The following is a 17,238-nucleotide window of genomic DNA, read 5'->3' on the forward strand; positions in this document are numbered from 1 at the left end:
TCAGTCTGACGTTATGCCGCCGGAACTCCTTCTCTACGGCCGGGTCCACGTGGATCTCGCCCGCAACGCGAGTGCGCGCTGTCCGGGTGCCTGAGCAACCACGGCCCCCTACGCCTCTTCCGCAGAAGGACATGTCCATGACGGCTTCGCCCGAGCTCGGTACCCCGCGCCAGGCTTCCCCCGAACTTCTCCGCTCGGTCTTCCGGCAGCACGCCGCCGGTGTGGCCGTGATCACCGCCGCCGGCGACCGGCCGGTCGGCTTCACCGCCACCTCCCTCAACTCCGTCGCCGCCGAGCCGCCGCTGCTCTCCTTCGGGGTCGGCGCCTCGTCCTCCAGCTGGCCGGTCATGGCCGAGGCCGAGCACATCGGCGTCCACATACTCGGCGAGCACCAGCAGGAGCTGGCCGCCACGTTCGCCCGCAGCGGCGCCGACCGGTTCGGCCCGTCCACCTATTGGCGCAGTGGGCCCGAAGGAGTGCCGGTGCTCGACGGCGTACTGGCGTGGCTGGTCTGCCGCGTGGTCGCCCGGGTCCCGGCGGGGGACCACCGGATCGTGATCGCGCAGGCCGTGGTCGGCGATCCGGCCGGAGGCGGTCGTCCGCTGATCTATCACCAGGGCCGTTTCAACGCTCTGCGGGACTGACAGAGCCCAGGCGGCACTTGGGCGCAGTACGTTGGGCATATCACAGCTCCAAGCGCTTGCTCATGGGTGATCCACTGGGTGTACTGGCTAGTAATATTTCCGGTCGGGGCGTCGGTCGCCCCGACCGGAATCCGCCCCATCAGGCGCCTATGCTGCGAGCAACAAGGCAGCCCCGGAAATGACGATGCAGTAGGAGAGCCGGCGTGAGCTTGAGGATCGTTGTCTGTGTGAAGTACGTGCCCGACGCCACTGGTGACCGGCATTTCGCCGATGACCTGACGGTGGACCGTGAGGATGTGGACGGTCTGCTGTCGGAGCTCGATGAGTACGCGGTGGAGCAGGCGTTGCAGATCGCGGACGAGGCGGACGATGCGGAGATCACCGTGTTGACGGTGGGTCCGGAGGATGCCAAGGACGCGTTGCGCAAGGCGTTGTCGATGGGTGCGGACAAGGCGGTTCACGTCGAGGACGACGATCTGCACGGCAGTGATGTGATGGGTACGTCGCTGGTGCTGGCGAAGGCGGTGGAGAAGGCCGGGTATGACCTGGTGATCGCGGGGATGGCGTCGACGGACGGGACGATGGGGGTGCTGCCGGCGGTGCTGGCGGAGCGTCTGGGAGTGCCGCAAGTGACGTTGCTGTCCGAGGTGTCGGTGCAGGACGGGGTGGTGCGGGGCCGTCGTGACGGTGACAGTGCGTCGGAGCAGCTGGAGGCGTCGTTGCCGGCGGTGGTGTCGGTGACGGACCAGTCGGGTGAGGCGCGTTACCCGTCGTTCAAGGGGATCATGGCGGCGAAGAAGAAGCCGGTGCAGTCCTGGGATCTGGGTGATCTGGGGATCGGGGCGGAGGAGGTCGGTCTGGCGGGTGCGTGGACCGTGGTGGATTCCGCTGCGCAGCGTCCGGCCCGCAGTGCGGGCACGATCGTGAAGGACGAGGGTGAGGGCGGTCGGCGGTTGGCGGAGTTCCTCGCGGGTCAGAAGTTCATCTGATCCCCTCTGTCGTCCCTTTCCCTCTGTTTCTTTGCTACTCGCAGGAGTTTGAAGTCCCATGGCTGAAGTTCTCGTCTTTGTCGATCACGTGGACGGTGCGGTCCGTAAGCCCACGCTGGAGTTGTTGACGCTGGCGCGTCGGGTCGGTGAGCCGGTCGCGCTGGCGGTGGGTGCGGGTGCTGCCGGTACGGCGGGTGTGCTGGCCGAGCACGGTGCGGTCAGGGTTCTGACCGTGGAGGCGCCGGAGTTCGGTGAGTATCTCGTGGTGCCGAAGGTGGATGCGTTGCAGGCGGCGTGCGCGGCGGTGTCGCCGGTGGCGGTGCTGGTGCCGTCGTCGGCGGAGGGCAAGGAGATCGCGGCGCGTCTGGCGGTGCGTATCGGGTCGGGGATCATCACCGATGCGGTGGATCTGGAGGCGGGTGAGGAGGGTCCGGTCGCGACGCAGTCCGCGTTCGCGGCGTCGTTCACGACCCGGTCCCGGGTCTCCCGGGGTGTCCCGGTGATCACGGTCAAGCCGAACTCGGCTGCGGTGGAGGCGGCTGCGGCCGCGGGTGCGGTCCAGGCGCTGGAGGTGTCGTTCTCGGCGCAGGCGACGGGCACGAGGGTGACCGCGCGGACGCCGCGCGAGTCGACGGGGCGTCCGGAGCTGACCGAGGCCGCGATCGTGGTGTCCGGCGGGCGTGGTGTGAACGGTGCGGAGAACTTCCACCTCATCGAGTCGCTGGCCGACTCCCTCGGTGCGGCGGTCGGTGCCTCGCGTGCCGCGGTGGACGCGGGGTGGTACCCGCACTCCAGCCAGGTCGGCCAGACCGGCAAGTCCGTCTCGCCGCAGCTGTACATCGCGTCGGGCATCTCGGGCGCGATCCAGCACCGGGCCGGCATGCAGACGTCCAAGACGATCGTCGCGATCAACAAGGACGCCGAGGCCCCGATCTTCGACCTCGTCGACTACGGCGTCGTCGGCGACCTCTTCCAGGTCGTCCCCCAGCTCACCGACGAGGTCAACGCCCGCAAGGGCTGACCCGCGGCGCAACCGCAGGACACGTCCGACGGTCCGGGGCCGTGTGGTGCACACGCACCACACGGCCCCGCACCCATTCCGACCACCATTGACGCAGGTCCGACGGCCTTATAACTTCACTATACGGATTGTTGATTCCGGGAAGCGGAAACAGCGTGACTGTGGAGGGTGTGGAGATGGGTCAGCAGGAGAAGGTGGCAACGAGCCTCGCCGGTGCGGTCAGCGAGGAGATCAGCGCTTCCCTCACCGCGGTCGACGCCGAGCTCGCGCGCCGCTACCCGGGAGACCCGGGTACGCGCCAGCCGGTCCACACGGTCTACGTCCCCGGCGACACGTTCACCGCGGACACCATCCGCTCCTGGGGCGACCGGGCCATCGAGGCCCTCGACGAGCACGCCCCCGACGCGGCCTCGTTCGCCGCCGTCCTCGGCATCCCGGACGAACTCGCCGCGCCCGTCCACGACCGGGTGCGCGCCAAGCTGGAGCGCGAGCCGGTCGAGGACCTCCGCATCGACTTCGAGGACGGCTACGGCCTCCGCCCCGACGCCGAGGAGGACGAGGCCGCCGCCCGCGCCGCCCGGCTGGTCTCGGGGGCGTACGGGAACGGCACGGCGGCCCCGTACATGGGCATCCGGATGAAGTGCATGGAGGCCGCCGTACGCGACCGCGGCATCCGCACCACGGACATCTTCCTCACCGGTCTGATGCAGGCCGGCGGCCTGCCCGACGGGCTGGTCCTCACGCTCCCCAAGGTGACGTACCCCGAGCAGGTCACCGCCTTCGTCCGGCTGCTCGAAGCCTTCGAGCAGGCCCATGGGCTGCCCGCCGGGCGGCTCGGCTTCGAGATCCAGATCGAGACCAGCCAGTCCATCCTCGCCGCCGACGGCACCGCCGCCGTCGCCCGCATGATCGACGCGGCGCGGGGCCGTGCCACCGGCCTGCACTACGGAACCTTCGACTACAGCGCCTGCGTCGGCGTCAGCGCCGCCTACCAGGCCAGCGACCACCCGGCCGCCGACCACGCCAAGGCCGTCATGCAGGTCGCCGCCGCGGGCACCGGCGTACGGGTCTCGGACGGCTCCACGAACGTCCTCCCGGTCGGCTCCACGCCTCAGGTGCACGAGGCCTGGCGGCTCCACTACGGCCTCACCCGCCGTGCCCTGGCCCGCGCCTACTACCAGGGCTGGGACATGCACCCGGGCCATCTACCGACCCGGTACGCGGCCGTGTACACCTTCTACCGCGAGGGCCTGGAACAGGCCGCCGCACGGCTCGCCGCGTACGTGGCCAAGGCCGGTGGCGACGTCCTGGACGAACCCGCCACCGCCAAGGCGCTCAGCGGCTACCTCCTGCGCGGCATCGACTGCGGCGCCCTGGACACCGCCGAGGTCGTCCGCCTGACCGGGCTGACGCGCGCGGAGCTGGACGGGTTCGCGTCGCCGCGACGGGCCGATCTCACGGTGACCGCGCCGTAGCCGACGACGACGCGCGAGCCGCGCGGCTCAGGCGGGCGGCAACTCGCCCGAGCCGCGCGGGATGAGCGTCGTGGGGAGTTCCACCCGGGCCGGGGCGTGATCGGCGCCGTCCAGGCGGCGGAAGAGGTGTTCGGCGGCGGTGCGGCCGACGGCGGCGGCGTCCTGGGAGATGACGGTGATGCCGAGCAGGTCGGCCAGTTCGATGTCGTCGAAGCCGACCAGGGCGATGCGGCGTTCCTGCTCGGCGAGGACCCGCACCACCGTCACCGTCACCCGGTTGTTGCCCGTGAAGATCGCGGTGACGGGCTCGGGGCCGACGAGCATCCGCTCGGTGGCGGCCCGCACCCGGTCGGGTTCGGTCGAACCGAGGGACACCCAGGAGTCCGCGACCTCCGTCCCCGCGTCCGCCATCGCCGCGTGGTAACCGCGCAGCCGCTCGGTGGCGGTGTGGATGCGCGGCTGGTCGCCGATGAAGCCGATCCGGCGGTGGCCGTGCGCGATCAGGTGGGCGACGCCCTCGCGGGCGCCGCCGAAGCTGTCGGAGAGGACCATGTCGGCGTCGATGCGGCCCGCCGGCCGGTCCACGAAGACGGTGGCGACGCCCGCCTTGATCTCCGGCTCCAGATAGCGGTGGTCGTCACCGGCCGGAATCACGATGAGCCCGTCCACCCGGCGCGCGCACAGGGCGAGTACGAGCTCCTGCTCTCGCTCCGGGTCCTCGGCGCTCGACCCGTTGATGAGCAGGGCGCCGTGTGCCCGCGCGACCTCCTCCACCGCACGGCTCAACGGCCCGTAGAACGGGTCGGCGAGGTCCTCCAGGACCAGTCCGATCGAGGCGGTGCGGCCCTTGCGCAGGACGCGCGCGCTGTCGTTGCGCCGGAAGCCGAGTGCTTCGATGGCCTCCTGGACCCGGCGCTCGGTGTCGGGCGTGACCCCCGGCTCGCTGTTGACTACGCGGGAGACCGTCTTGAGGCCCACTCCGGCGCGGGCCGCCACATCCTTCATGGTCGGCCGGTTGCCGTAACGGGTCTCGGAGTGACGGGCGGTCTCGGCCACGGTGCGCTGTCCTGTCGTCGGGTGCGGGCGGTCCGGCGGGTCCGCGGGCGGTGCCGCGGAGCCGACCGGAGGCTGTGCCGTCGAGCATAGGCCCTGGACAACGTTGTCAGCTGAATGGAGACTGGGCAGACTGTTTCCTGAAGCCGCAGGTCCCCGCCCCCTAGTCACGGAGCCACACCGATGCATACCGACCTCGTCGCCGCGCTGGACATCGGCGGTACCAAGATCGCCGCCGCGTTGGTGGACGGCGGCGGCGCCCTTCTCGTACGGGCGCAGCGGCCGACGCCCGCCCGCGAGAGCGCCGAGACGGTGATGGGCGCCGTGACGGAGGTCCTGGCCGAACTGTCCGGCTCGCCGCTGTGGGCGCGGGCGGCGGCGGTCGGTATCGGCAGCGCGGGCCCGGTCGACGCCTCGGCCGGCACGGTCAGCCCGGTCAACGTCCCCGGCTGGCGCGACTTCCCGCTGGTGGAACGGGTCGGCAAGGCGGTCGGCGGACTGCCCGTCGAACTGGTCGGCGACGGGGTCGCGATGACGGCCGCCGAGCACTGGCTGGGCGCCGCCCGCGGCTACGACAACGCGCTCTGCATGGTCGTGTCGACCGGTGTCGGCGGCGGGCTGGTCCTCGGCGGCAAGCTCCACCCCGGCCCCACGGGCAATGCCGGGCACATCGGTCATGTGAGCGTGGATCTGGACGGCGACCCGTGTCCGTGCGGTTCGCGCGGCTGTGTCGAGCGCATCGCCAGTGGTCCGAACATCGCCCGCCGGGCGCTGGAGGCCGGCTGGCGGCCCGGACCGGACGGCGATGCCTCGGCGGCTGCCGTGGCCGCCGCAGCGCGCGCGGGGGACCCGGTCGCCCTTGCCTCGTTCGAGCGTGCCGCTCAGGCGCTGGCCGCCGGGATCGCCGCCACCGCCGCGCTCGTCGAGATCGACATCGCGGTGATCGGCGGGGGAGTGGCCGGTGCGGGCGACATCCTCTTCGAGCCCTTGCGCCGGGCCCTGCGCCGGTACGCCACGCTCTCCTTCATCCGGCGGATCGAGGTGGCCCCGGCGGTGATGGGCACCGACGCGGGCCTGGTGGGCGCCGCCGCCGCGGCGGCGCGGGTGGGTCCGGGCGGCGTGGCGGCCGTCCAGGGCTGACCGGGGCCGGGCGGACCGGACGATGCCGTCGAGTGCGGGACACGGAGAGCGCCGGGCGGGATCCGGGGGCGATGCCCCGGAGCCCGCCCGGCGGCCGACCGCGTGGCGTCGCCGCCGCGCGGTCCCCCGTCAGCAGGTGATCCGCAGGTCCGCCCAGTCCGCGTGGTCGGAATCGATGCCGTCGCCGCCGTCGGTGACCACCAGGCGTACCACCTGCGCGCCGCTCACATCCGCGGTGACCGGCTGGGCGGGCATCGCGTTGGTCAGTACGCCGGTCGACGCCGCCTTCGTGCCGTCGGCCCAGACCTCGAAGACGACCGTCCCCCTGGTGCTCTCGTCGTCGACCCCCACCTGCGCCGTCACGGTGTTGCACGCCCCGCCGGTGTAGAACTCGACGGCGCTGTCCGCGTGCACGCCGAGGCCCTTGGCGAAGACCGTGCCGCCGATCGTCAGCGGATTCCCGTCGCCCGCGCCGCTCTCACCATTGCTGGTGTCCTTCTCGACCGGGCCCCAGCCGTTGGCCGCGGAGAGCGGCGGCAGGTCGCCCAGGTAGCCGCCGCCCGCCGGCGGCGCGACCACCACATGGGCCCGGATCGGGACCGTGGACCGTACCCGTGTCCCGGTCGGCGAGCGGTACTGGGCGTCGAGGGTCAGATCGTACGCACCGGTGGGGGTGCCCGCGGGGGCCGTCACCTGCCAGCGGGTGGTCAGCGAGCGGCCGGTCGGCAGGGCCGGTGAACCGGTCGGCGACACCGCCTTCACTCGCCAGCCCGAGGGGCCGGTGAGCAGCGCCGCAACCTTCTTGGCGGGGGTGCGGCCCAGACCGGTGACCGTCGTGGTCAGCGTGGCGGTGCGTCCGGCCTCGATCAACGGGCTGGTTTCCAGGCCGAGTTCCACTGCGGGCGGATGCGCGGCCCACTTGCCGTCGGCGGCGACCCGCAGCAGCACCGTGCCGTGCGCCGGAACGGTCGCCGCCACGGTGCCCGCCGTGTTGTACGTGCTGTGGTCCCACAGGTCGCGCATCGTGTACCCGTCTGCCTTCGGCAGCCCCACCTCGGCGGCCGTCGTCGCGATGCGCTGTGCGCTGCCGGTCTCGTTGAAGAGGGCGACGGCGCGGCTGCCGTCCCGCATCTCCTTGGTGACCACCCAGCGTCCGCCTGCGGAGGAGAGCACGGTGCCCTGTTTGCCGAGCGGGTCCTGGTCGACGGCGATGACCTCGTGGTTGGAGAGGATCTCGAAGGTCTCCGCGCTCGCCCTGCGCAGATCGGAGCCGATGAGCAGCGGCGCCGCCATCATGGACCACATGGAGAAGTGGGTGCGGTACTCGGTGTCCGTCATGCCGCCGTTGCCGACCTCCAGCATGTCGGGGTCGTTCCAGTGTCCGGGCCCGGCAGCGGCGGCGAGAGGCAGGTTCTGCTTCATGATCGACAGCATGCTGCCCCAGCTGTCGTTGATGTCGCCGGTCGTCCGCCAGAGGTTGCCGAGCTCACCGGCCCATTCCCAGGGCTTGTTCTCGCCCCATTCGCAGATGCTGTAGACGATGGGCCGGCCGGTCGCCGCCAGCGCGTCCCGCATCGTCGTATAGCGCTTCTTCGCGTCGACGCCCTGGTTGTTGCAGTTGTCGTACTTCAGGTAGTCGATGCCCCAGTCCGCGAACTGCTGTGCGTCGCTGTACTCGTGGCCCAGGGCGCCCGGGAGTCCCACGCTGTCACAGGTCTTGGTGCCGGCGCTGGTGTAGATGCCGATTTTGAGGCCCTTGGAGTGGACATAGTCCGCGACGGCCTTGATCCCGTTCGGGAAGCGTTGCGGATCGGCCTCCAGTTCGCCGTCCGCATTGCGCTGCGGCTTCGCCCAGCAATCGTCGAGATTGACGTACTGGTAGCCCGCGGCCTTGAGGCCCTTCTCGACAAAGATGTCGGCGATGCCCTTGACCATCGACTCGTCGAACTCGGCCCGGCAGTGCGTCGAGTTCCAATTGTTGAACCCCATTGGCGGGGTGAGCGCAAGGCCGTTTCCGGACTGTGGAGTCTCGGCGCGGGCGGGAGCGGGCGATTCCGCGACGGCGGGAACGGTCGCACCCGCGGCGCACAACAGTCCGGCCATCAGCGCTCCGATGACTCCACGATGGCCGGTTCGGGTTGTACGGGTTGGAAGATGACGCATCGTTACGTTCCTCCATACTCGTGCATGATCGGATGACAGCATGTGCACGCCAAGGCGTGCGATTACGTTAGGGCGTGTTGGAGTCTGTTGGAAGAGGGTCGGCAACGGTTGCCCGACATCTCGTCAAAACCCTTGACGACACCATCACTTGGGGGTGAGATCCAATCGCACGTTCGGTTGTGTTGGGTTGCATCTCCGGAGGAGTTGGGCATGACGCAGTCTGATGACGACAGGTCAGGTGTACCGGGAAGTGTCGCGGGACATCGGATGTCCCGGCGAAGTCTGCTGCGTGGTGCGGCTGTTGGCGCCGGAGCCGTGACGCTGCCCGCGCTGCTCACCGCCTGCGGGAGCGGCCCCGGTGGTGACGGAAAGACCATCACCTTGGGGTCGAATTCCTCCGACCCGGTTCCGAAGAAGGCGTTCGCCGACGCCTTCGCCGCGTACGAGGCGCAGTCGGACGGTCGGAAGGTGAAGGTCAACACCGTCGACCACAACACCTTTCAGGAGAACATCAGCCGGTATCTCCAGGGCAAGCCGGACGATGTCTTCATGTGGTTCGCCGGCAACCGGATGCAATTCTTCGCCGAGAAAGGACTGGTGCACGACGTCAGCGACAACTGGCAGGACTACAAAGGCTTCTCGGCCGCGCTGAAAGCCCAGTCCACCGGAGCGGACGGCAAGCAGTACCTCACGCCGTACTACTACTATCCGTGGGCCGTCTTCCACCGTAAGAGTCTCTTCGCCGACCGCGGCTATCAGGCGCCGAAGACGCTCGACGAGTACGTGGCGCTCGCCAGGCAGATGAAGAAGGACAAGCTGGACCCGATCGCCTTCTGCGACAAGGACGGCTGGCCCGCCATGGGCACCTTCGACTACATCGACATGCGGACCAACGGCTACGAATTCCACAAGAGCCTGATGGCGGGCGAAGTCGCCTGGACCGACAAGCGCGTCAGGGAGGTCTTCGACACCTGGCGCCGGCTCCTGCCGTACTGCCAGCAGGGTGCCAACGGCCGTACCTGGCAGGAGGCCGCCAACAGTCTCCAGAAGAAGGAGGCCGGCATGGCCGTCTTCGGACTGCCGCACCCCGGCGCCCAGTTCCCCAAGGGCGAACAGGGCGACATCGACTTCTTCCCCTTCCCCGTCATCGACCCGGAGCACGGGCAGGACGCGGTCGAGGCACCCATCGACGGATTCCTGCTGGCGAAGAAGTCGAAGAACCTCAAGAACAAGAAGGCGCTGGAAAGCGCCAAGGACCTGCTCAAGTGGCTGGCCACCGGAAGGGCCGAGGACATCTACCTGAAGAGCGACCCGAACAACATCGCGGTCAGCGACCAGGCGGACATCTCCGCGTACTCACCGCTCCAGAAGAAGGCCGTGGAGCTGGTCTCCGGAGCCAAGCAGATCTCCCAGTTCCTGGACCGGGACACCAGGCCGGACTTCTCCTCCACGGTCATGATCCCGGCGATCCAGAAGTTCATCAGCGACCCCGACGACGTGGACGGCCTGGTCAACGACATCGAACGGCAGAAGAAGACCATCTTCGCCGCCGACTGACCCCGGACGACCCCGATGGCATCCGACCGAATCTGGAGTACCGACCGTGTCGTTCATCCCGGCCCGGCGCACCGGACGGCGGGTCGCGCGGCGGTTCACCGGCCGCGACCTCGCCGTACTCGGTGTGCTGCTCGGCATACCCGTCCTGCTCGACGTCGCCATCGTCTGGGGACCGACCCTCGCCTCCGTGGTGCTCTCCTTCACCGGCTGGGACGGCATCGGTGACATCAAGTGGGTCGGCACGCAGAACTACCGGAACCTCTTCACCAACTACCCGCAGTTCTGGCCCGCTGCCCGGCACAATCTGCTCTGGCTCGCCTTCCTCGGCCTGGTCGCCGCCCCGTTCGGACTGCTGCTGGCCGTGCTCATCGACCGGGGGGTGCGCTTCAGCCGCTTCTACCAGTCGACGCTGTACATGCCCGTCGTGCTGTCGCTCGCCGTGGTGGGATTCATCGCCCAGCTGGTCTTCTCCCGCGACCAGGGCGCCCTCAACGCGGTCATCGGGGACACGGGTTCGCCGACGGACTGGCTCGGCGACCCGGACCTCAACATCTGGATGGTCCTGCTCGCCGCCGCCTGGCGGCACACCGGCTATGTGATGATTCTCTATCTCGCCGGGCTGAAGGCCGTCGACCCCTCGCTGAAGGAGGCCGCGGCGATCGACGGGGCGGGCGAGGCCCAGACCTTCTTCCGCATCGTCCTCCCCACCCTGCGGCCGGTCAACGTGATCGTCGGCGTCATCACCGTCATCGAGTCCCTGCGCGCGTTCGACATCGTGTACGCCGTCAACCACGGCCGCAACGGACTCGAACTGCTCTCGGTGCTCGTCACCGACAACATCATCGGCGAGGCCAGCCGGATCGGCTTCGGCTCCGCCATCGCCGTGGTCCTGCTGGCCGTCTCCCTGGGATTCGTCGCGACGTATCTGGTCCAGGAGCTCCGAGGGGAGAAGAACCGTTGACCGTCCAAGCCGCCTCCGCCCGCCCTGCCGCACCACCGGCACCGCCGGTTCCCGCTGCCCGGCGCCGGATCCGCCCCGGCCGGATCGGCGTCCACGCCTTCCTGATGGCGGTCTCCCTCGCCTTCCTCGCGCCGCTCCTGCTCGCGGTGTACGCCTCGCTGCGGCCGTACGACGAGACCTCGGAGCACGGCTACTTCTCGCTGCCGCGCCATCTCTCCCTGGACTACTACCGGCAGGCGTTCTCCGACTCCGGCATGACGAAGTACTTCGTCAACACCATGATCATCGCGGTGCCGGGGGTGCTCGTCACCCTCTTCCTCGCCTCGTTCGTGGCCTTCGCGCTGGCGCGCCTGAAGATGCGCGGCGGGCTCGTCCTGCTCATGCTCTTCACCGCCGGCAACCTGCTGCCGCAGCAGGTGATCGTGACGCCCCTGTACGTGGTGTTCAACCGCATCCCGCTGCCCTACTGGATGTCCGACTCGATGACGATGTACGACTCGTACTGGGCCGTCGTCGCCGTCCAGATCGGTTTCCAGCTCGGCTTCTGCGTCTTCGTCCTGGCCAACTTCATGCGCACCCTGCCGCAGGAGATCCTGGAGGCCGCCGTCGTCGACGGCGCGGGCGTGTGGACCCAGTACTGGCGGATCACCCTGCCCCTGTGCCGCCCGGCCCTGGCCGCGCTCGGCACGCTCCAGTTCACCTGGATGTACAACGACTTCCTGTGGGCGCTGGTCTTCATCTCCGACGGCGACAAGCTCCCCATCACCTCGGCGCTGAACAACCTCAGGGGCCAGTTCTTCACCGACTACAACCTGCTCGCCGCCGGCTCGGTGATCGTCGCCCTGCCCACGCTCGTCGTATTCCTCCTGCTCCAGCGCCACTTCATCGCGGGCCTCACCCTGGGCTCCAGCAAGGGGTAGGCCGCGACGGCCGCCGGTGGGCGGCTACCCGCAGGCGACCCCGTCCCCGTCCCGGTCGAGATGCCGCCCGTAGCCGGGCTCTCCCGCGTGGATGGGCGCGGCGCCGTCCGCGCGCACGGCGGAGCAGTTGGCGTAGTACGTACTGCCGCCGCCCCCGCCCGAGACGGATCCGCCGGACGTGCCGCCGTCCTCGATCGCGGGCGCGACCGTCACCTTGACGGTCCTGGTCCTCGTGACGGTCGGTACCGGCTCCGGGCTCGCGGTCACCGTCCTGGTGGCCGACGGTGCCGGGGTGGCCGTCACCGTGGCTGTCGCCGTCACCGTCGCGGACGGTGCGGCCTTCGCGTCGGCCGTCTTCTCGGTCCTGGCGGGATCGTCCGCGCCACCGATGCCCACGCCGAGGAGGAACAGGACGGCGGCGGCCGGGATCAGGATCCGCTTCCGTGTCCACTTCGGACGACGCTCCGGCGGCGCGGGCGTGCCGTACGGGTTGGTGCCGGGCGGCTGGGGCGGCTGCCCCATGGCGGCTGCTGATTCCGAGACATACGTCCCCCCTGGTGCGGTTCATGGAGGGATGACCGTAACGGCCCCGGATCAGCACCTGGGAGCCACATGCTCCGTTGGTGATGGAATTGTGATGACAGGGAGGAGAGCGAGTGGCTCTTCCGGAGCTCGCCCCGGCCCGTCCGGTCGAGCGGGGCCCGGCCCCGGCCTCGGACTCAGTGGCCCCGGTCCGGTGACTGCTGCGGAACGATCACCAGGAACGCATCCTGCTCCAGATCCATCACCACCTCGGCCGCCACGCCCTCGCAGCGGCGGGCGGCCGCGAACTCCTCCGCAGGCCAACTGCCTCGTGGCCCTCCCGCGGGAAATCGCTCAAGCACTGTGCGACGCACGCTGCACCCCCTGGTCCTCGGTCCGGCCTGTCCGCTCCAACGACCTTCCGGCGCCCCCCGTTACGGCCGTGCGCACGGCCGGACGCAGGGGATCGGACGCCGTCCACGGGCATCGGACGGTTCCGTTCGGGAAACACGCATCGCCACAGCCGGGTTTTCGCGGCAGGGTGTTGCGGGCAAGCCACAGGGGGCTACGGAAGAGGGGGAACCGTGATCGTCTGGATCAACGGTGCGTTCGGCGCGGGCAAGACGAGCGCCGCGCGTGAACTGATCGATCTGATCCCGAACAGCACCTTCTACGACCCCGAACTCATCGGCGGGGAGCTGCGGCAGCTGCTGCCCCAGAAGAGGCTCGCCGAGGTGACGGACTTCCAGGACCTGCCGATCTGGCGGCGACTGGTCGTGGACACCGCGGCGGCCCTGCTCGCCGAGGTGTCCGGTGTGCTGGTGGTGCCGATGACTCTGCTGCGACAGGAGTACCGCGACGAGATCTTCGGAGGGCTGGCCTCCCGGCGCATCGAGGTGCGTCATGTGCTGCTCTCACCTGAGGAAACGATCCTGCGCAAACGGATCGCCGACCGCGTCGAGCACCCCGGGGACCCGGAGCACAGCGAACGGGTACGGCAATGGGCCTACCAGCACATCGAGCCCTACCGGGCGGCGCTCGGCTGGCTCGCCCGCGACGCCCACGTCATCGACTCCGGCGCGCTCACCCCGTACGGGACGGCCGAGCGCATCGCCGAGGCGGTCAGCAGCGGCGCCGCCACCCCGTGCGAGATCGTGCAGACACCCGAGCCGACCGCGGAGACCGTGGCGGCCGGCGTACTGCTCTTCGACGAGTGCGACCGGGTGCTGCTCGTCGACCCGACGTACAAGCCCGGCTGGGAATTTCCCGGCGGAGTGGTCGAGTCCGGCGAGGCACCGGCCCAGGCCGGGATCCGTGAAGTGGCCGAGGAGATAGGCATCCATCTCGACCGGGTACCGAAACTCCTCGTCGTCGACTGGGAGGCACCCCGGCCGCCCGGCTACGGGGGCCTGCGGCTGCTCTTCGACGGCGGCCTGCTGACCGGCGCGGACGCCCAGCGGCTGCTGCTGCCCGGATCCGAACTGCGCGGCTGGCGGTTCGTCACCGAGGCGGAGGCGGCCACCCTGCTGCCCCCGACCCGGTACGAACGGCTGCGCTGGGCGCTGCGCGCCCGCGAGCGGTCAGCCGTGCTCAACCTGGAGGCCGGAGTCCCGGTCGGCTGAGGCGCGCAGCGCCGCGGCGGCGTCGGTGGTGAGCGGTTCGCCGTGCCCGAAGCAGACCGTGGCCGGCTCCAGCGCGGCCAGCCGCCGGAAGGAGTCCACGGCCTGCGCCCGGTCGATGTTGAAGACGCCCAGCATCACCTGGTCGACCCTGGCCACGCAGTCCCCGGTGAACAGCACACCGTGGTGCGGCAGATGAATCCCGATGGAACCGGGGGTGTGGCCGGGGGAGTGGACCACCCGGGCGCCCTGGCCGAACCCGATTTCGTCGCCGTCGGCCAGCTCGCGGTCGACCCGGGTCGGCGGGCCGGGGGGTACGGTCCGCGCGTGCTCCCACAGCGGGAGTTCCCAGTCGAGCAGGACGGGATCGGCGATCTCCTCCTCGCCCCGGATCACCGCGGCGTCCAGCCGATGGGCCAGGATCTCGGCGCCGTGCCGGTCGGCGAGCTCCTGCGCGGCACCGTAGTGGTCGCAATGGCCGTGGGTGACGACGATCCGGGAGATGTGGCCAGGGTCCAGGCCCAGGCTGCGCACCCCGTCCTCGATCGCGGACGCCGCGTTGATGTCGCCCGCGTCGATCAGAGTCAGGTCGGCGCCGTCACGCCACAGGTACGCCTGGCCGATGGGGAAGCGGAACATGTGCAGCCGCGGGAGAACTTCGACGATATCCATGCCACGAACGTACGTGGACGGCCCGCCCGCAGGCGTCGATCTACGCTCTGGGCGAGCTTCGCTCAGCGCGTAGTGCGGCAATGCCGGACTCGGCGGGGCCGGGCGTGAACCGGAATCAGCGCCAAGGGGTGTTCCGCCACGGACCGTCCTCGCTCTCCGCCAGGAGGCGGTGTGCGGTGACGTTCTGCTCGTAGTACGTGCCGTACTGCTCGTCGTCGAAGCGCGGCACCCGGCCCAGCGCGTGCGCGGCGGAGAAGCTCTGCCACGATTCGTAGGCCGACTTGCTCAGCGCCCCCGCGTGCACGATCGCCTGCTCTGTCTCGTGCGGGTGGCAGAACCGGGCCGACAATCCCCAGCGGGCCAGGTTCACGGCACGCCCGTAGTCGTGGGCGACCGTCGTCGTGACCACCCCGTCCGGCGGCAGCAGTCCGTCGGCGCGGAACCGCGCCTCGTACCGGACGATGCGCCGCACCGGCTCCTCGATGTGCATGACCGTGTCATGGCCCGGCCCGATGTCCTGGGCATGTCCGGCAGCGGTCTCGCGCCACAGGCCGGCGGGTGGCGGCCCGCCGAGAGCGGCCCGCAACTGCTCCCGCACCCGGAGCGCGAAATCGGGTTCCGGCGGACTGTTCGTACCGTCCAGAAGGAAGTTCAACTGCTCTTGCCAACCGGTGCGTTCAGTGATGTCCCACATGTCGCGGCCGGACGTCAGCACGGGGACGCACTTCCGGCCGGTCACGGGGTCGTACCGCGAGGGGAGCGGGGCGGTGAAACCCGGGGTGTCGGCATGCAGTCGGGCGACCATCACATGGAGCCAACAGCGGGAGAGCGCGTCGAGCACCGCTTCCGTGCCTCCGCCCGCCCCGGATTCCTGCAGCAGCCGTTCGGCCTCCGTCGGCGGCGCCCAGCCGACCCCTGTCCCGTTGTTACGGGCCGATCCTATGAAACCGGACCCGGACCGACCCGCGGCGGGAGGTCCGGACCCGGTCCGCCGCGGACGCAGCGGCGGACCGGTCGAGCCCTGTGGACAGGAGATCCGCAGGAACACGGCGGGATCGGTGACGGAGAGTCAGGCGCGCTTGGACTCCGCGTAGTTCCGCAGGAACAGGGCCTCGGCGAGCGACAGGCGCTCCAGCTCCTGGGGCGACACGCTCTCGTTCACCGCGTGGATCTGTGCCTCCGGCTCGCTCAGGCCGATCAGCAGGATCTCCGCCTCCGGGTAGAGAGCGGCGAGGGTGTTGCAGAGCGGGATCGAGCCGCCCATGCCGGACGTCTGCATCTTCTCGCCCGGGTACGCGACCTCCATCGCCTGCGCCATCGACGTGTACGCCGGGCTGGAGGTGTCCGCGCGGAACGGCTGGCCCTGGCCGACCTGTTCCACCGTCACCCTCGCCCCCCACGGGGCGTGGGCCTTGAGATGGGCGGTCAACAGCGCGGTCGCCGCGGCGGCGTCCTGGCCCGGCGGGACCCGCAGGCTGACCTGGGCCCGCGCGCTCGCCTGGAGCGACGGGGCCGCACCGATCACCGGCGGGCAGTCGATGCCGATGACGGTGACGGCGGGCCGGGCCCAGATGCGGTCGGCGACCGTGCCCGTGCCGATCAGCCCAACCCCGTCGAGGACCTTCGCGTCCGTGCGGAAATCAGCTTCCGGGTACTGGAGTCCGTCCCACTCGGTGTCCGTGGCGAGGCCGTCGACGGTCGTGGTGCCGTCCTCGGCGCGCAGCGAGGCCAGCAGCTGGATCATCGCGGCCAGCGCATCCGGGGCGGCGCCGCCGAACTGCCCGGAGTGCAGGTTCCCTTCGAGGGTGTCGAGCGTGACCCGCAGCATCGTCATGCCGCGCAGGGTCGCGGTGACCGTCGGCAGACCGACCCGGAAGTTGCCGGTGTCGCCGATGACGATGGTGTCGGCGGCCAGCAGTTCGGGGTGCGCCTCCGCGTACCGCTCCAGGCCGCCGGTGCCCTGCTCCTCGGAGCCCTCGGCGATCACCTTGACGGAGACCGGGACGCCGCCGTCGGCCTTGAGGGCGCGCAGGGCGAGGAGGTGCATGATGAAGCCGCCCTTGCAGTCGGCCGAGCCGCGGCCGTACCAGCGGCCGTCGCGCTCCGTCAGTTCGAACGGAGGGGAGAGCCAGGCGGACTCGTCGAGCGGCGGCTGCACGTCGTAGTGCGCGTAGAGCAGTACGGTCGGGGCACCCGCCGGACCGGGCAGGAAGCCGTAGACCGACCGGGTGCCGTCCGGGGTATCGAGAAGGGCGACGTCCTGGAAGTCCTCGGCGCGCAGCGCGTCGGCGACCCAGTCGGCGGCCGCCTCGCACTCGCTCTTCGGGAACTGCGCGGGATCCGCCACCGACTGGAAGGCCACCAGCTCGGTCAGCTCCGTCTTGGCGCGGGGCATCAGCGAGGCAATGGTCTCGGAAATCGGACGGGCGGTCATGGGCACGCTCCTCGTGGGTGCGACGTTATGTGTATGAATCCGGCTACATGCGCACCGAGTGTGCGGCT

General features: G+C 70.2%; 15 protein-coding genes and 1 pseudogene. 9 read left to right on the forward strand and 7 right to left on the reverse strand.

The genetic code is table 11. The features are described 5' to 3' along the window. Positions 1-137 precede the first annotated feature (137 nt). The 4 genes from OG520_RS35500 (at position 138) to OG520_RS35515 (ending at position 4,129) form a co-directional block, all read left to right on the forward strand. Entirely contained in the window at positions 138-644 is a 507-nt protein-coding gene (locus OG520_RS35500) for a flavin reductase family protein (protein ID WP_406015834.1), read from the forward strand. A gap of 203 nt (positions 645-847) precedes the next feature. Further along, entirely contained in the window at positions 848-1,633 is a 786-nt protein-coding gene (locus OG520_RS35505) for an electron transfer flavoprotein subunit beta/FixA family protein (RefSeq protein ID WP_406012594.1), read from the forward strand. A 58-nt stretch (positions 1,634-1,691) separates the two neighbouring features. Beyond that, positions 1,692-2,654, forward strand: coding sequence for an electron transfer flavoprotein subunit alpha/FixB family protein (locus tag OG520_RS35510; RefSeq protein ID WP_406012595.1), 963 nt, complete (start codon positions 1,692-1,694; stop codon positions 2,652-2,654). A 176-nt stretch (positions 2,655-2,830) separates the two neighbouring features. Continuing rightward, complete coding sequence (locus OG520_RS35515) at positions 2,831-4,129, forward strand: DUF6986 family protein (RefSeq protein WP_406016641.1); 1,299 nt, start codon at positions 2,831-2,833, stop codon at positions 4,127-4,129. 27 nt (positions 4,130-4,156) lie between these two features. Here the strand turns inward: OG520_RS35515 and OG520_RS35520 are convergent, their stop codons facing one another. Beyond that, complete coding sequence (locus OG520_RS35520) at positions 4,157-5,185, reverse strand: LacI family DNA-binding transcriptional regulator (protein WP_399337312.1); 1,029 nt, start codon at positions 5,183-5,185, stop codon at positions 4,157-4,159. Between the two features lie 180 nt (positions 5,186-5,365). Here OG520_RS35520 and OG520_RS35525 point away from each other — a divergent pair, with 180 nt between their 5' ends. Further along, positions 5,366-6,322: an ROK family protein gene (locus OG520_RS35525; RefSeq protein ID WP_406015835.1), complete on the forward strand. Its 957-nt coding sequence runs from the start codon at positions 5,366-5,368 to the stop codon at positions 6,320-6,322. A gap of 129 nt (positions 6,323-6,451) precedes the next feature. Here the strand turns inward: OG520_RS35525 and OG520_RS35530 are convergent, their stop codons facing one another. Then, the gene (locus OG520_RS35530; protein ID WP_406015836.1) at positions 6,452-8,425 is read right to left on the reverse strand and encodes an NPCBM/NEW2 domain-containing protein; all 1,974 of its coding nucleotides are present in this window, start codon (positions 8,423-8,425) and stop codon (positions 6,452-6,454) included. Between the two features lie 327 nt (positions 8,426-8,752). Between OG520_RS35530 and OG520_RS35535 the strand changes: the two genes are divergently transcribed. The 3 genes from OG520_RS35535 to OG520_RS35545 are packed head-to-tail and all read left to right on the forward strand — an operon-like array spanning position 8,753 to position 11,923. Further along, on the forward strand, positions 8,753-10,042 hold the full coding sequence (locus OG520_RS35535) for an ABC transporter substrate-binding protein (protein ID WP_406015837.1): 1,290 nt from the start codon (positions 8,753-8,755) through the stop codon (positions 10,040-10,042). Positions 10,043-10,088: 46 nt separating this feature from the next. Beyond that, on the forward strand, positions 10,089-11,003 hold the full coding sequence (locus OG520_RS35540) for a carbohydrate ABC transporter permease (protein ID WP_389982898.1): 915 nt from the start codon (positions 10,089-10,091) through the stop codon (positions 11,001-11,003). Further along, positions 11,000-11,923, forward strand: coding sequence for a carbohydrate ABC transporter permease (locus OG520_RS35545; RefSeq protein WP_406015838.1), 924 nt, complete (start codon positions 11,000-11,002; stop codon positions 11,921-11,923). Before OG520_RS35540 ends, OG520_RS35545 begins: the two co-directional genes overlap by 4 nt. A 24-nt stretch (positions 11,924-11,947) precedes the next feature. Here the strand turns inward: OG520_RS35545 and OG520_RS35550 are convergent, their stop codons facing one another. Both OG520_RS35550 and OG520_RS35555 read right to left on the reverse strand, forming a co-directional pair. Then, the gene (locus OG520_RS35550; protein ID WP_406015839.1) at positions 11,948-12,445 is read right to left on the reverse strand and encodes an excalibur calcium-binding domain-containing protein; all 498 of its coding nucleotides are present in this window, start codon (positions 12,443-12,445) and stop codon (positions 11,948-11,950) included. A gap of 197 nt (positions 12,446-12,642) precedes the next feature. Beyond that, positions 12,643-12,819 carry a hypothetical protein gene (locus OG520_RS35555; protein ID WP_266423283.1) on the reverse strand — a complete coding sequence of 59 codons (177 nt, stop codon included), beginning with the start codon at positions 12,817-12,819 and terminating at the stop codon, positions 12,643-12,645. Between the two features lie 210 nt (positions 12,820-13,029). Between OG520_RS35555 and OG520_RS35560 the strand changes: the two genes are divergently transcribed. After that, complete coding sequence (locus tag OG520_RS35560; RefSeq protein ID WP_406015840.1) at positions 13,030-14,067, forward strand: NUDIX domain-containing protein; 1,038 nt, start codon at positions 13,030-13,032, stop codon at positions 14,065-14,067. On the opposite strand, the gene OG520_RS35565 is transcribed toward OG520_RS35560, so the two are convergent. The 3 genes and pseudogenes from OG520_RS35565 to OG520_RS35575 all read right to left on the reverse strand — a co-directional run bounded on the left by OG520_RS35565 (position 14,026) and on the right by OG520_RS35575 (position 17,170). Continuing rightward, a complete protein-coding gene (locus tag OG520_RS35565; protein ID WP_406015841.1) occupies positions 14,026-14,736 on the reverse strand; it encodes an MBL fold metallo-hydrolase in 711 nt (236 codons plus the stop codon). The genes OG520_RS35560 and OG520_RS35565 overlap by 42 nt on opposite strands. Before the next feature lie 115 nt (positions 14,737-14,851). Further along, positions 14,852-15,436: pseudogene (locus OG520_RS35570) on the reverse strand (DUF1266 domain-containing protein); the annotation flags it as partial. Positions 15,437-15,805: 369 nt separating this feature from the next. Further along, positions 15,806-17,170, reverse strand: coding sequence for a dipeptidase (locus OG520_RS35575; RefSeq protein WP_406015842.1), 1,365 nt, complete (start codon positions 17,168-17,170; stop codon positions 15,806-15,808). Positions 17,171-17,238: the final 68 nt, after the last annotated feature.

The sequence above is a fragment of the Streptomyces sp. NBC_00984 genome (assembly GCF_045162475.1).
Classification (GTDB): domain Bacteria; phylum Actinomycetota; class Actinomycetes; order Streptomycetales; family Streptomycetaceae; genus Streptomyces.

Excerpts from the sequence above, each read along its gene's own strand:
- OG520_RS35575 (WP_406015842.1), bottom strand. The coding sequence starts at position 17,170 with ATGACCGCCCGTCCGATTTCCGAGACCATTGCCTCGCTGATGCCCCGC.
- OG520_RS35550 (WP_406015839.1), bottom strand. The coding sequence starts at position 12,445 with ATGGGGCAGCCGCCCCAGCCGCCCGGCACCAACCCGTACGGCACGCCC.
- OG520_RS35500 (WP_406015834.1), top strand. The coding sequence starts at position 138 with ATGACGGCTTCGCCCGAGCTCGGTACCCCGCGCCAGGCTTCCCCCGAA.
- OG520_RS35525 (WP_406015835.1), top strand. The coding sequence starts at position 5,366 with ATGCATACCGACCTCGTCGCCGCGCTGGACATCGGCGGTACCAAGATC.
- OG520_RS35535 (WP_406015837.1), top strand. The coding sequence starts at position 8,753 with ATGTCCCGGCGAAGTCTGCTGCGTGGTGCGGCTGTTGGCGCCGGAGCC.
- OG520_RS35530 (WP_406015836.1), bottom strand. The coding sequence starts at position 8,425 with ATGGCCGGACTGTTGTGCGCCGCGGGTGCGACCGTTCCCGCCGTCGCG.
- OG520_RS35515 (WP_406016641.1), top strand. The coding sequence starts at position 2,831 with ATGGGTCAGCAGGAGAAGGTGGCAACGAGCCTCGCCGGTGCGGTCAGC.
- OG520_RS35565 (WP_406015841.1), bottom strand. The coding sequence starts at position 14,736 with ATGGATATCGTCGAAGTTCTCCCGCGGCTGCACATGTTCCGCTTCCCC.
- OG520_RS35510 (WP_406012595.1), top strand. The coding sequence starts at position 1,692 with ATGGCTGAAGTTCTCGTCTTTGTCGATCACGTGGACGGTGCGGTCCGT.